The 14,065-nt window shown below is 63.8% G+C and carries 13 protein-coding genes; 8 read left to right on the forward strand and 5 right to left on the reverse strand.

Annotation, left to right across the window (positions count from 1 at the left end; genetic code table 11):
* Positions 1 to 5: 5 nt before the first annotated feature.
* Positions 6 to 1,304 (forward strand): ABC transporter substrate-binding protein, encoded by a 1,299-nt coding sequence (locus tag CXY78_RS11980; protein ID WP_092339376.1) that lies wholly within the window; start codon positions 6 to 8, stop codon positions 1,302 to 1,304.
* 181 nt (positions 1,305 to 1,485) lie between these two features.
* Here the strand turns inward: CXY78_RS11980 and CXY78_RS11985 are convergent, their stop codons facing one another.
* From CXY78_RS11985 to CXY78_RS12000, 4 genes are read right to left on the reverse strand one after another with little or no spacing between them, the layout of a single operon-like run.
* Complete coding sequence (locus CXY78_RS11985; RefSeq protein WP_199181915.1) at positions 1,486 to 2,253, reverse strand: ABC transporter ATP-binding protein; 768 nt, start codon at positions 2,251 to 2,253, stop codon at positions 1,486 to 1,488.
* Complete coding sequence (locus tag CXY78_RS11990; protein ID WP_233197371.1) at positions 2,240 to 3,142, reverse strand: ABC transporter ATP-binding protein; 903 nt, start codon at positions 3,140 to 3,142, stop codon at positions 2,240 to 2,242. The genes CXY78_RS11985 and CXY78_RS11990 overlap by 14 nt, the downstream gene beginning before the upstream one ends.
* A gap of 37 nt (positions 3,143 to 3,179) precedes the next feature.
* Positions 3,180 to 4,160, reverse strand: a complete 981-nt coding sequence (locus CXY78_RS11995) for a branched-chain amino acid ABC transporter permease (protein ID WP_104089515.1) — start codon at positions 4,158 to 4,160, stop codon at positions 3,180 to 3,182.
* 9 nt (positions 4,161 to 4,169) lie between these two features.
* On the reverse strand, positions 4,170 to 5,435 hold the full coding sequence (locus CXY78_RS12000; protein WP_092339370.1) for a branched-chain amino acid ABC transporter permease: 1,266 nt from the start codon (positions 5,433 to 5,435) through the stop codon (positions 4,170 to 4,172).
* Positions 5,436 to 5,710: 275 nt separating this feature from the next.
* On the opposite strand from CXY78_RS12000, the gene guaB reads away from it, so the two are divergent.
* The 3 genes from guaB (at position 5,711) to CXY78_RS12015 (ending at position 10,221) form a co-directional block, all read left to right on the forward strand.
* Complete coding sequence (guaB, locus tag CXY78_RS12005) at positions 5,711 to 7,213, forward strand: IMP dehydrogenase (RefSeq protein ID WP_092339368.1); 1,503 nt, start codon at positions 5,711 to 5,713, stop codon at positions 7,211 to 7,213.
* A 58-nt stretch (positions 7,214 to 7,271) separates the two neighbouring features.
* A complete protein-coding gene (locus CXY78_RS12010) occupies positions 7,272 to 8,390 on the forward strand; it encodes a GuaB3 family IMP dehydrogenase-related protein (RefSeq protein ID WP_092339366.1) in 1,119 nt (372 codons plus the stop codon).
* Between the two features lie 100 nt (positions 8,391 to 8,490).
* Positions 8,491 to 10,221: a glycerol-3-phosphate dehydrogenase/oxidase gene (locus tag CXY78_RS12015; protein WP_104089516.1), complete on the forward strand. Its 1,731-nt coding sequence runs from the start codon at positions 8,491 to 8,493 to the stop codon at positions 10,219 to 10,221.
* A gap of 48 nt (positions 10,222 to 10,269) precedes the next feature.
* On the opposite strand, the gene CXY78_RS20775 is transcribed toward CXY78_RS12015, so the two are convergent.
* Complete coding sequence (locus tag CXY78_RS20775; protein WP_233197344.1) at positions 10,270 to 10,653, reverse strand: chlorite dismutase family protein; 384 nt, start codon at positions 10,651 to 10,653, stop codon at positions 10,270 to 10,272.
* Positions 10,654 to 10,787: 134 nt separating this feature from the next.
* Here CXY78_RS20775 and CXY78_RS12025 point away from each other — a divergent pair, with 134 nt between their 5' ends.
* The 4 genes from CXY78_RS12025 to CXY78_RS12040 are packed head-to-tail and all read left to right on the forward strand — an operon-like array spanning position 10,788 to position 14,020.
* Complete coding sequence (locus tag CXY78_RS12025; RefSeq protein ID WP_233193339.1) at positions 10,788 to 11,321, forward strand: cation:proton antiporter regulatory subunit; 534 nt, start codon at positions 10,788 to 10,790, stop codon at positions 11,319 to 11,321.
* A gap of 3 nt (positions 11,322 to 11,324) precedes the next feature.
* Positions 11,325 to 12,791, forward strand: coding sequence for a cation:proton antiporter (locus tag CXY78_RS12030; RefSeq protein WP_092339362.1), 1,467 nt, complete (start codon positions 11,325 to 11,327; stop codon positions 12,789 to 12,791).
* 5 nt (positions 12,792 to 12,796) lie between these two features.
* Complete coding sequence (locus tag CXY78_RS12035) at positions 12,797 to 13,576, forward strand: SURF1 family protein (RefSeq protein ID WP_092339360.1); 780 nt, start codon at positions 12,797 to 12,799, stop codon at positions 13,574 to 13,576.
* A gap of 9 nt (positions 13,577 to 13,585) precedes the next feature.
* Entirely contained in the window at positions 13,586 to 14,020 is a 435-nt protein-coding gene (locus CXY78_RS12040; protein WP_092339358.1) for a DUF3817 domain-containing protein, read from the forward strand.
* Positions 14,021 to 14,065 lie beyond the last annotated feature (45 nt).

A 14,065-nucleotide genomic window follows, 5' to 3' on the forward strand; every position in this document is an offset into this window, starting at 1 on the left:
GCAACATGAGCGTTTTCGCGAAGGCCTCGGCTTCCCGCTCAGTTCGTACCCTCGTTACCGGTGTCGCCCTCATCGGCGTGAGCGCCCTTTTGCTCACCGGCTGCAGCAATGGCGCTGCGACCACACCCACCGACGCGGCCACAACCACAGCGGCATCCGACTTCAAGCCGGTCGCTTCCGGAGCGCGCGACCTGTCCCTGAAGATCGGCACTATTCTTCCGCAGAGTGGTGGACTGGCCTTCCTCGGCCCGCCCGAAGAAGCCGGAGTGAAGCTCGCCGTGCAGGACGTCAACGCGGCCGGTCTCGGTATCAAGGTTGAAGCGATTTATCGCGACTCTGGCGACACGACGACCGACACCGCGACAACTTCGGTCACCGACCTGCTCTCGCAGAACGTGACAGCCATCGTCGGAGCGGCCTCATCTGGCGTCTCCAAGACCGTGATCGACCAGATCACCGGTGCTGGCGTTGTGCAGTTTTCCCCGGCCAACACCTCTGACGCGTTCACGACCTATGCCGACCAGGGTCTGTATTGGCGTACCGCACCCTCCGACGTGCTCCAGGGTGAAGTACTCGGCACCCAGATCGCTGACGACGGCAACGCCACCCTCGGCCTGATCGTGCTCAACGACGCCTACGGGACCGGACTCGCCAAGTACGTTGGCGACGCGTTCACCAAGTCTGGCGGCAAGGTCGTCGCAACCGCACTGTTCAACGAGGGCGACCCGTCGTTCTCCGCGCAGATCGCCGAAGTCACCGCTGCGGCCCCCGACGCGATCGCTCTGATCACGTTCGACCAGGCCAAGGTCATCGTTCCGGACCTCGTGGCCACCGGTTTCCCGGGAAAGCAGTTGTACTTCGTTGACGGCAACCTTTCCGACTACAGCACAACCTTCGCTCCCGGTCTCGTCGAGGGCGCCAAGGGCACGCTGCCAGGCCTCGACACGGCATCGCTCGGCGACTTCACCGACCGCCTGCTGACGGTCGACCCGACGCTGACCGACTACAGCTACGCAGCCGAGTCTTATGACGCCGTCGTCCTGATCGCCTTGGCCGCCTATGCGGGCAACGACGTTTCGGGTACCTCGATCGCGAGCTACCTGCGTCAGGTCTCCGGCGGCACCGGCGACGGCACCAAGGCCACCGATTTCAAGTCCGCTGCTGCGGATCTGAAGGCCGGCAAGCAGGTCAACTATGACGGCTTCTCTGGTCCGATCACGTTCGATGAGAACGGCGACCCGACCGGCGCGACCATCGGCATTTACCAGTTCGGTGCCGACAACATGTACAAGCGCATCAACTAGCTCCACCGCTCCCGCTCTACTGAGCGATCTGAAGGGCCCCGGCTTCGGCCGGGGCCCTTCTGCGTACACGTGAGCCGATCCTGAAGCGCGAGCCGTGGCATCCGTTTGCCGGCATACATACAGAAGCGGCGCCCGAGGTGATCTCGGACGCCGCTGGAGGCTCGTGCAGGGGGTGAGAGCGCTAATCCTGCCCGAGGGTACCCAGGTACAGGCCGATCACCTTGGGGTCGTTCAAAAGCTCACGTCCGGTGCCGGTGTAGGCATCGCGACCCTGATCGAGCACGTAGCCGCGGTCGCAGATCTGCAGGCAGCGACGAGCGTTCTGCTCCACCATGATCGTGGTCACGCCGGCCTTATTGATCTCCTTCACGCGGAGGAAGGCTTCGTCCTGGCGCACGGGGGAGAGGCCGGCGCTCGGCTCGTCGAGCAGCAGCACGTGTGGACCCATCATGAGCGCGCGGCTCATGGCGACCATCTGTCGTTCGCCGCCCGACAGCGAACCGGCGCGCTGCGACATCCGTTTACTGAGCTCCGGGAAGATCTCGGTGACGAACTCGAGCCGCTCGATCAGACCCTTGGGCTTCTGAAAGATGCCCATCTCGAGGTTCTCGCGAATGGTCAAGGTCGGAAAGACGTTGTTGTTCTGCGGCACGAAGCCGACGCCCTGGGCGACGAGCTTGTTGGCCTTGAGATTGGTGATGTTGTTGCCGCGCAGGAGGATCTCGCCGTCGCGCACTTTCACCAAGCCGAATATGGCTTTGAGTAGCGTCGACTTGCCTGCGCCGTTCGGGCCGATAATGCCGATCAGCTCGCCGTCGTAGGCGGTGAGGGAGCAGGCATTGAGAATACTCACTCCGGTGACGTAGCCGGCGGTGACGCTCTTGACCTCGACGACGGCGTCCCGGGTTTCGGTCGGTGCCGGCACGATTTGCGGATTAGCGTTCGTCATCGAGCAACTCCTTAATGGCTGAAACGTGCACGATCTCGGCATCGGGGTCTTCCCCAATGTCTTCGTCATGGTGCTGACCGAGATATGCGTCGATCACGGCCGGGTTCTTCATGACCTCGTGCGGGTCGCCCTCGGCGACCACCTTGCCCTCGGCCATTACGATCACCCAGTCGGCGATGTGGCGCACCATGTGCATGTCGTGCTCCACAAAGAGAACGGACATGCCCTGCGCCTTGAGGTTGAGAATGTGGTCGAGCAGCGACTGGGTCAGTGCCGGGTTGACCCCGGCCATGGGTTCGTCGAGCATTACCAGGGTCGGATCGCTCATGAGCGCTCTGGCCATTTCGAGCAGCTTGCGCTGCCCGCCGGAGAGGCTCGCCGCGTAGTCGTCTTTCTTGGTATCGAGCTTGAACCGGGTGAGCAGATCGAGTGCTTTGGCGCGGTTCTCCTCCTCTTCATTGCGCCAGAGAAACGGCATCAATGCGCGGAATATGTTCTCGCCGGTCTGGCCCTTGGCACCGAGCAGCATATTGTCCATAACGGTGAGCAGACCGAGCGCCTTGGTCAACTGGAAGGTTCGAATCTGGCCCATGCGGGCCACTCGGTACGCCGGAACACCAGCGAGGGACCGACCGTTGAAGGTCCATTTTCCGTCGTCGGGCTTGTCGAAACCGGTCAACAGGTTGAACAGGGTCGTCTTACCGGCGCCGTTCGGGCCGATCAGTGCTGTGATCGCGCCGCGCGGAACCTCGACGTGATCGACGTCGACCGCGGTGAGCCCCCCGAAGGTGCGCCGCACGTTGTCGACGACCAGAATCGGGTCGACCTTCGCACAGCCGGGCGCGGGCTCTCCGATGTGCAGGCCGGTCGCTTTGACCGGCTTTGTGATGGGAACGGGCGGCTCGAGGGGAGCGGCCGGAACAGCGTTATCGGACAAAAGCCAACTCCTTCTTATTGCCGAAGATACCTTGCGGTCTGAAGATGACTATTAACATGATCGCCACTCCCACCAGTACGAAGCGCAGCTGGCCGGCCTGAATGGACGTCATGAACGGCAACCAGCCTGCTTCGACGGCCCGAGCCATGAAACCCGAGAAGAACGACAGCAGCACCCAGAAGATCATTGAACCGATGATCGGGCCGAGCACCGTGGCGGCCCCGCCGAGCAGCAGAATCGCGTAGATGAAGAACGTCAGAGTCGTCTGATAATTCGACGGCACGACCGCTCGCGGCAGCGCGAAAATCATTCCCGCGATGGTACCGAACACACCACCGAGAATGAGCGACTGCATTTTGTAGGCATAGACGTTCTTGCCGAGGGCACGCACGGCGTCTTCGTCTTCGCGAATGCCCTTGATGACGCGGCCCCAGGGGCTGCGCATGATCTGCCAGACCAGCAGGGCCGCGATAATCACGATCGACCAGGCCACGATGCGCAGCCAGGTGTCGTAGGCGTTGTTCTCGAACGGCCCGAACCCATAGCTGCCATCAGCTAGCGGGTTGAGCGCCGCGAACTCGTTCTTGTACCCACTCAGGCCGTTGGCCGATCCGGTGACGGAGGCGAAAGTGTTCGTCGTGAACAACAGCCGCACAATCTCGGCGGCAGCGATCGTGACGATGGCGAGGTAGTCGGCGCGCAGCCGAAGCGTGGGAATACCCAAAATCAAGGCAAACAGCACGGATGCCCCCACGCCGACCAGAAAGGCTCCCCAGACGGGAAACCCGAAGGTCAAAATGGAGATGGCGTAGCCGTAGGCTCCGAGGGCCATGAACCCGGCCTGTCCGAAGTTCAGCAGGCCGGTGTAGCCGAAGTGCACGGCGAGCCCGAGGGCGGCGAGTGCGTAGGCGGCCGTGGTCGGGCTGATCAGCTCGACGGCGGCGTTATTGAAGATTGCTCCCCAGTCCATCGTGAACCCCTAACCAATTCTCTCTTTGCGACCCAAAATGCCTTGCGGTCGAAACAGCAGCACCAAGATCAAAACAACAAGGGCGCCGACCACTTTCAGGTCGGACGGGAGCCACAGCGTTGACAGTTCAACGAAGAGGCCGACGATGAGGGAGCCGACGAGGGCTCCGAACGCCGTGCCGAGACCGCCGAGGGTCACAGCGGCAAAGACCAGCAACAACATCTGAAAGCCCATGTCCCAGCTGACGCCGGGGCGGAAGTAGGCCCAGAGAACGCCGCTAAGTCCGGCGAGTGCGGCCCCGACCACCCAGACGATGCGGATGACATGGTCGACGTCGATGCCGCTCGCCGACGCCAAGCTGGGGTTGTCGGAGACGGCGCGGGTGGCCTTGCCGATGCGGGTTCGCAGCAGAAAGTAGGCCACGGCCAGCAGCACGACGATGCTGATACTCATGCTGGCGAGGTCGATCGGGGAGAGTGAGATCGCGCCGAACTTGAGGTCGGCCATGCCGGCACCCGGCAGCTGGCTGGTGCTGCCGCCGAAGAAGTACTGGTAGAGATAGCGCAGTGCGAGGGAGAGCCCGATGCTCACGATCATGAGCGGAATTACCGCCACGCCCTTGCGGCGCAACGGTTTCCAGATCACCGCATCGAGGCCGAACCCGAGAGCGCCGCTGAGCAGAATGGCAATCAGAATGGCGAGCCAGATCGGCAGGCCCAACTGCACCGAGAAGACCAAGGTCATCAACGCGCCAAACGTGATCATCTCCGCGTGGGCGAAGTTGCTCAGCCCGGTGGTTCCGAAGATCAGCGACACTCCGATCGCCGCGAGGGCCAGCAGTAGGCCAAAGTTGAGGCCGTTGACAAACCGGTTGACGAACTGGTCGAAGAAGCTGACAGTGTTGCGGGTGCCCTCACCGAGGAAAAAGTTCACCGAGCGGCGGTCGGTGAGTCCGAACTCCGCGTCGATGACATTGCCACCCTTGGCGACGATAACGCCCTTGGGCAGGGTTCCCTCATCGAGAGTTACCTTGTAGGTTCCCTTTTCGGGAACTCCGATGGCCCACTTACCCTCGGCGTCCGTCACGGTATTGGCCTGGTAGCCGTTGCCGTCAACGGCGATGGCCACCTTGTCGAGGGCCTTGCCGTTGAACTGCACGTTGCCGGAGATAGTGAAGTTGTATTCCGTACCGACCGCATCGGCCTGCGCGCTGCCTGCCGAGAATGTGGCCATGGTGAAGGCTGCTAGCAGCGTCACAAACAGGATGGCGAGCATCCTGGGTATGTATCTTTGAGCCGTATGTGTGGGGTGCACGGGACCTCCATGTTGGTGCCGACCGACGGGTAACCGGGCGGGCGCCGGGTGACTACTGCCAACTTCTCTGTTGAGAGTATTTGCCGATTATGTCCTATAAGTTTCGAAACACCGCACCGTGTTGACAATGGTGTGCGGAATGTGATGAACCCAAACACGCTTAACATTGGAGGACCGGTTAATTTTCGTGACTTTCCGGTTAATTTTCTGTTTTTCAGCTACAGGTAAGGGGTTTCATGGATCAGCCAGATCCGTTCGGATTCACCGGGCTCACCTACGACGACGTGCTGCTCCTGCCGGGGCACACCGATGTCATTCCGAGCGAGGCGGTCACCAAATCCCGCCTGACCCGGCGAATCGACGTGTCGCTGCCGCTGCTCTCCAGCGCCATGGACACCGTCACAGAGACGCGCATGGCGATCGCCATGGCCCGCGAGGGGGGCCTCGGCATTCTGCACCGCAACCTCTCGATCGGCGACCAGGCCGAGCAGGTCGACCTGGTCAAGCGCAGCGAATCTGGGATGATCACCAATCCGGTCACCACCTCGCCCGACGCCACCGTGGCCGAAGTCGACGCCCTGTGCGGCCAGTTCCGCGTCAGCGGGCTGCCCGTCATCGACGGTGACGGCATTCTGGTGGGCATCATCACCAACCGTGACATGCGCTTCGTGCCGTACGCCAAGAAGGCCCTCACCCGGGTGCGCGAGGTCATGACGACCTCGCCGCTGATCACCGGCAAGGTCGGCATGGCGCCCGAAGACGCCCTCGCCATCTTCGCCAAGCACAAGATTGAGAAGCTCCCGCTGATCGACGCCAACGGCAAGCTCACCGGCCTGATCACCGTGAAGGACTTCGACAAGAGCGAGGAATATCCCCTCGCCACCAAGGACGACGCCGGACGCCTGCGCGTCGGCGCGGCCATCGGCTTCTTCGGCGACGCCTGGCAGCGCGCGACCGCCCTGCTCGAATCGGGCGTTGACGTGCTCGTGGTCGACACCGCCAATGGCGACAGCGCCGGGGTGCTCGACATCATTCGTCGGCTGAAGGCCGATAAGGCCTTCGCCGACGTCGACGTGATCGGTGGAAACGTGGCCACCCGCTCCGGCGCCCAGGCTCTCATCGACGCGGGCGCCGACGCCATCAAGGTGGGCGTGGGCCCCGGCTCCATCTGCACCACGCGCATCGTGGCCGGTGTGGGAGTTCCCCAGATCACCGCGGTCTACCAGGCGTCCCTCGCCGCTCGCGAAACCGGCATTCCGGTCATCGCCGATGGCGGACTGCAGTATTCCGGTGACATCGCCAAGGCCCTCGTGGCCGGTGCCGACACCGTCATGCTCGGCTCCCTGCTCGCGGGTTGCACCGAAAGTCCAGGCGAACTCGTGTTCGTCAACGGCAAACAGTTCAAAACGTATCGCGGCATGGGTTCGCTCGGCGCTCTGCAGACCCGCGGCACCAAGACGTCGTACTCGAAGGACCGCTACTTTCAGAACGACGTTCCCAGTGACGAGAAGCTCATCCCAGAGGGTATCGAGGGCCAAGTTCCGTTCCGCGGTCCCCTCGCCGCTGTGGCCTATCAGCTCGTCGGTGGCCTGCGTCAGTCCATGTTCTATGTGGGCGCCCGCACCATCGCCGAGCTCAAACAAAAGGGCAAGTTCGTGCGCATTACGCCCGCCGGGCTCAAGGAGTCGCATCCGCACGACGTGCAAATCGTGGTCGAGGCCCCGAACTACCGTCGGTAGGGAGGGTCCGGCATCCGCTTGAAAAGAGGATGTCGGGGGTTCCCTCTAAACTGGAACCATGGAAATCGAGATTGGCCGTTCCAAGCGCGCTCGCCGCGTATATGCCTTCGACGACATCGCGGTGGTGCCGAGCCGGCGCACCCGCGACCCGGAGGACGTGTCGGTCGGCTGGACCATCGACGCCTACCAGTTCGCCATTCCCGTGCTCGCCGCCCCGATGGACTCCGTCGTCTCGCCGACCACAGCTATCATGATGGGCCAGCTCGGCGGCGTCGGCGTGCTCGACCTCGAAGGCCTGTGGACCCGGCACGAAAACCCGGAGCCGCTACTCGCCGAAATTCGCAGCCTGCCCGCCGATAAGGCGACCGCGCGCATGCAGGAGATGTACTCCGCTCCGATCCAGCCCGAGCTCGTCACCGCACGTCTCGCTGAGATTCGGACGGGCGGCGTCACCGTGGCCGGTGCCCTTTCGCCCCAGCGCACCCAGGAACTCTACGAAACCGTCGTCGCCGCCGGTGTTGACCTGTTCGTGATTCGCGGCACGACAGTGTCGGCCGAGCACGTGTCGCAGAACCAGGAACCGCTCAACCTCAAGAAGTTCATCTACGAACTCGACGTTCCCGTCATCGTCGGCGGCGCGGCCACCTACACGGCTGCCCTGCACCTCATGCGCACCGGCGCCGCGGGTGTTCTGGTCGGTTTCGGTGGGGGAGCCGCGTCGACCACCCGCACGACCCTCGGTATCCACGCCCCGATGGCGACCGCGGTAGCGGATGTCGCCGGCGCGCGTCGCGACTACATGGACGAGTCCGGCGGGCGCTACGTGCACGTCATCGCCGACGGCGGCCTCGGGACCTCGGGCGACATCGTCAAGGCCGTCGCCTGTGGCGCCGACGCTGTCATGCTCGGCACCGCACTGGCCCGGGCAACGGATGCTCCCGGCGGCGGATTCCACTGGGGCGCCGAGGCTCACCACCCGCAACTGCCGCGCGGCAAGCGCGTGCAGGTGGGCACAGTGGCCCCGCTCGAGGAGATTCTCTACGGCCCGGCACCGGTGGCCGACGGCACCGCCAACCTCATCGGCGCGCTGCGTCGGTCGATGGCGACCACCGGCTACTCCGATCTCAAAGAATTTCAACGGGTTGAAGTGGTTGTCGCGCCGTACCGAGTGAACTAGCGTCGAAGATAGCGGAACTTTTCGTAAATAACCCTCAATACTGTTGTCGCAGCACGCCCTGACCTCTCGTCTTGAACATTGAGTCTGAACAGGAGTAGCAATGACGTCCCACAATTCGGTCACCCGATCCACAAAAATGGGGCCTGAGGAGCGGATCGCCGCTCTCGCCAAGCTCAAAGACAAGGAACTCGACATTCTCGTTGTCGGCGGCGGCATCGTCGGTGCCGGCGCAGCCCTTGATGCCGTCACGCGTGGTTTGAGCGTGGGCATTCTGGAAGCCCGGGACTGGGCGTCGGGCACGTCGAGCCGGTCTTCGAAGCTCGTGCACGGCGGTATTCGCTATCTGGAGCAGCTCGACTTTCGTCTCGTTCGCGAAGCGCTCACCGAACGAGGGCTGCTGCTGCAGCGCATCGCACCACACCTCGTGAAGCCGGTGCGGTTTCTGTACCCGCTCAAGAAACGCTTCACCGAACGTTTCTACATCGGGGCCGGCATGCTGCTCTACGACATCTTCTCCTACACCGGCGGTCGTCCGCCCGGAGTGCCGCACCACCGCCACCTGTCCAAGAGCCAGGTGCAGAAGCTCATTCCGAGCCTCGCCAATGACGCCCTGGTCGGCGGCATCACGTACTACGACGCCCAGGTCGATGACGCCCGCTACGTGTCTTCGCTCGTGCGCACCGCCTCGTTCTACGGAGCCCACGCGGCCAGCCGGGTGCGGGTCGAGGGCTTCATCAAGGTGGGGGAGCGCGTCGTCGGCGTGCGCGCCCACGACCTGCAGACCGACGAACACTTCGACGTGCGGGCCAAGCAGGTCGTGAACGCGACCGGCGTCTGGACCGACGACACCCAGCGCATGGTCGGCGAACGCGGCACCTTCAAGGTGCGGGCCTCGAAGGGCGTGCACCTCGTCGTGCCGCGCGACCGGTTCCAGAGCGCCATGGGACTGCTGCTGCGCACCGAGAAGAGCGTACTTTTCGTCATCCCGTGGGGCCGGCACTGGCTCATCGGAACGACCGACACCGATTGGCACCTCGACAAGGCGCACCCCGCTGCTACGGCGGCGGATATCGACTACATTCTCGAGCACATCAACGAGGTGCTGAGCGTTCCGCTCACCCGCGAAGACGTTGAGGGCGTCTACGCCGGGCTGCGTCCGCTGCTGGCCGGCGAGAGCGACCAGACCTCCAAGCTGTCCCGTGAGCACCTCGTCGGGCACTCCGTTCCCGGCCTCGTCGTCATCGCCGGCGGCAAGTGGACCACCTACCGCATCATGGCCAAGGACGCAGTGGATGCCGCGGCGTCGGCTCTCGACGGTCGCATTCCCGCGTCGGCGACCCAGGACATCCCCTTGCTGGGCGCCGAGGGTTATCAGGCCGCCTGGAACAAGCGCGGCAAGATCGCCAGGGCGTTCGGACTGCACACCGTGCGGGTCGAACACCTGCTCAACCGGTACGGCACCCTCACCGACGAGTTGCTCGACCTGATCAAGGCGAACCCGGCGCTCGCCGAGCCGCTGCCCGGCGCCGATGACTACATCGGTGCCGAGGTCGTCTACGCGGCGTCGCACGAGGGTGCCCTGCACCTCGAGGACGTGCTGGCGCGCCGCACCCGCATCTCGATCGAGGCCTGGGACCGCGGGGTGTCGGCCGCGCCGGTCGCCGCAGCTCTCATGGCTGACGTGCTCGGCTGGGACCAGGGGCGCATCGACCGGGAGGTCGGCTTCTATCTCACCCGGGTCGCCGCCGAGCGGGCCTCGCAGGAGGAGCCGAACGACGAATCCGCCGACCGGGTGCGCCTCGAGGCCCCCGACATCGTGGTCACGAACTAGCGCGCGCCGCAGGCGCCGCCGACCGGGTGCGCTACCGGGGTCCTCGGGTCACGCGCACCTCGACCTCGCGCTCGACAAAGGTCCATTCCGTCGTCCCCCGCAGCTCAGCCAGTAGATCGTCGAATGCGGCCGCGTTGATGGGGCGAACTCGAACCAGGTCAGAAAATCAAACGGTCCGCCCAGGTCGCGACAGTGATGCAGCTTCCTGGCCACGGCCGGCAGATAGTCCATGGCGCGGCGGATATGATGACTCGTCTCCTCAAAGATGGCTCGTCGTTCGTCCTGGGCCAGTTCCCACCACGCGTTCGATTTCGTGATCGGAATGAGCGAGGCCACGGTGGCGTCCGGTCGGCCCAGCGCCGGGGACTGCGCGTTCAGTCGCGTCAGTTCTGCGGCGGTCGTGTAGCGCTGATTGCTGACGGCGCCGCGCAAAACCCAGTCGGGAGAACTCGTCGCTTCAGTCGGCGAAACCGGGCGCGCGACGCATGTCGTCGGCACGAACCCGCGCGCGGCGGAAAAAAGCAGCTCCGGTAGAATGAGCGCACTGCCCCTAAACCTCAGGAGTCATGACAATGGTTGATGTTCGGCGGGTCAAACTTCCCGGCGTGGGTGTGCTGCACACCTTCATAACGGATGACGGTGGCAAGGTCGGCGTCATCGCCCACCGTTCCGGCCACAGCGACCTCATTACCTTTGCTGACGACGAGGGCGGCCCCGACGCGAGCAAGGTCTCGCTTCGGCTCAACGAAGACGAGGCGCACACCCTCGCCGAGCTGCTCGGCGGCACCCAGATCACCGAGTCGCTCAGCGCCCTCGACCAGATTCCCGGCCTCAGCATCGACTGGTTCACCGTCGACTACGAAGACCACATCGCCGGCCAGGCGCTTGGCAACCCGGCCGATCGCGGTATCGCCGGACTCACCGTGGTGGCCGTCGTGCGCGGAGAATCCGCCAACCCGGCACCGGCCGCCGACTTCAAGGTCTTTCCCGGCGACACCCTCGTCGTCGCTGGCTCGCCGGAAAAGGTCGTCAAGGCCTTCGCGTTCTTCCGCACCGGTGAAGTGAAGGCGAAAACCGTCGACGCTCCACCCGGGGGATAACCGATGCACCTGGGCGAAGACCTCCTCGTTCTCGGCATCCTGCTCGTCGTCGCCTACGTTCTTGGCCGCCTGGGCAAAATGATCGGGCTCCCCACCATCCCGATCTATATGATCGTGGGCGTTCTCGCGAGCCCGAACACCGACTTCTTCCCCCTCGACTTTCAGTCCGGCGACATTGAACTCATCGCCGTGTTCGGCCTGATCCTGCTGCTCTTCAGCCTCGGCCTCGAATTCGACCAGGAAGAATTCTTCGGCAACGCCAAGACTCTGATCATCTCCGGCGGATCCTGGGTGCTCATCAACATGGGCGCCGGCTTCATCTTCGGCCTGCTCGTGGGCTGGGGCCCCCGCGAAGCCCTCGTCATTGCCGGCATGACCGGAACCTCCTCGAGCGCCATCATTACCAAACTGCTCATCGAACTGCGCCGCCTGGCTAACAAAGAGACCCCGATGATCCTCGGCGTGACGGTCGTCGGCGACATCTTCATCGCCATCTACCTCTCCATCGTCTCGGTCGTGCTGAGCGGTGAAACCGAGATCTGGCCGATCGTGCTGCAGCTCTCCATCGCGTTCCTGTTTCTGGTGGCCATGTTCTCGCTCGCCCGCTGGGGCGGCCGCGTCGTCTCGCGCCTGATGCGCACCAAAGACGACGAACTGTTCACCATTTTGTTCTTCGGGCTCGTGGTGCTGTTCGCCGGCATCGGCGAGATCATCGGCGTGACGGATGCGATCGGCGCGTTCCTGATCGGCGTCGTGCTCGGCGCGAGCAGCTATCGCGCCAGAATCGAACGCGTCGCCGTGCCCCTCCGCGACATCTTCGCGGCATTCTTCTTTCTCAACTTCGGACTCGCCCTCGACGTAGCCCAGTTCGGGTCGGTGATCGGAGTCGTGCTGATCGCCATCGTGATGACCTTCGTACTCAGTCTGCTGTCTGGGGCACTGCTGGCCTGGCTGCACAAGATGGGGCCACGCGAAGCACTGAACACCGCCGCGATCTTTGTCAACCGCGGCGAGTTCACGCTCATTTTGGCAACGCTGTCGGTGTCGGCCGGGCTGGATCCGCGGCTGCAACCGTTCGCCGGGCTCTACGTGTTATCGATGGCCATACTCGGCCCGCTGTTCGCGGCGAATTCCGAGAAGATCGGATCGGCGCTGCGTCGTCGGGTGCCGGCATCTGTTGCGCCGCGCGCACCGCGCAACCCCATGCTCGACGAAGAGATCGCGCTGGTCGAGGCGGCGACCGCCGCCCAGGCGGCCGATGCCGACGAGTTCACCCGCCGTACGGCCAAACGCGACTCGGCTAATTCCCAACCGGCGGAAGATACGGTTGCCAGAGCGAAACGCTCGCATTCAGATGTAGATTCCATGGCTGATTTCGCGCTCGGTCAGCATTCCCCAGAACCCGACGACGCGGCCGACCGGCCGGCACGCAAACCCGGGCGAGAAACTCACACAGGTGACTATTCGTGATCAGAATGATGGTGCGCCCCCGCTGGGTCGCTGCACTGCTGCTTGCCCTCGGCGTTGCCGCGGCGTTCGCCCTGCTCGGGCACTGGCAGCTCGAGCGCGCCATCGAATCCGGCGTGGTGGTGGAGCGCAGCACCGAACAGGTCAAGCCTCTCGCCGAGGTGGCGCAGCCCGACGGGGGAGTGACGCAGATCGCGACCGGCCAAATGGTCAGCACCGAAGGCACCTGGGTGCCCGGTGACGACACGCTCATCTCGACACGCTTCAACGGCGGCGTCGAAGGGTTCTGGGTGGTCAGCCATTTTCAAACGGATGCTGCCGCCAGTATCGCCGTCGCGCGCGGCTGGGCCCCCGATAAGGTCAGCGCCCAGGCTGTCATCGATGCGCTGCAAACGGAACCGGAAAACACCCCGGTTACCCTGACCGGGCGCTTCCTCACCGGCGAGGCACCCGAGCTGCCCGACCCGCAGGGTGACTCAATGGAACTGACCAAGGTGGCGCCATCCGCTTTGATCAATTTGTGGGCTGATTTCACCGACGAGTCCGTGTATTCCGCGTATATCGTCGCCGCCGAAGCCCCGGGCGGACTCGACAAAATCGACTCCCCGGTGCCCGAAGTTGATCAGTCGCTCAACTGGCTGAACATCTTCTATGCCATCGAGTGGGTCGTCTTCGCCGGATTCGCCGTGTTCCTCTGGTATCGTCTGGTGCGCGACGCGCTGGAGCGCGAGCAGGAAGAGGCCGAGCTCGAATTGGTCTCTGCAAGCACTCCCAGCGCTGGCGCATAGAATTACCCCATGCCACTTGATCCCAAGCCCGCCGATATTTCCCGAATCCCCGGTGCGCTTCGGCTCTACCAGGTGTCGTCCATCATCACCGGTGTCTTTCTGCTGCTGCTCTGCGCCGAGGTCTATGCCAAGTTCATTCTCGGTTACGAACTCGAAATGAACGGCGCCGATGGCTTTCTCGCCTTCGTGCCGCGCGACACGGTCGCCGCAATCAACCTGAGCACGATCATCCTGATCGTGCACGGCTGGTTCTACGTGCTCTACCTGTTCGCCGACTTCCGGCTGTGGAGTCTCATGCGCTGGCCGTTCCCGCTCTTCGTGCTGATTGCGCTCGGCGGCATCATCCCCACGCTCTCGTTCTTCCTGGAAGGCCCCATGACCCGCCGCGTCAAACGTTCCCTCGAGCAGCTCGAAGCGAAAAAGGCCGCCGAGGTGCGTTCGTGAGTGTCGTCGACACAGCATCAGCGGATGCCTCACGCGCCGATTCAG

Origin of the sequence: Cryobacterium sp. N19 (genome assembly GCF_002929595.1) — a bacterium.
Classification (GTDB): domain Bacteria; phylum Actinomycetota; class Actinomycetes; order Actinomycetales; family Microbacteriaceae; genus Cryobacterium; species Cryobacterium flavum.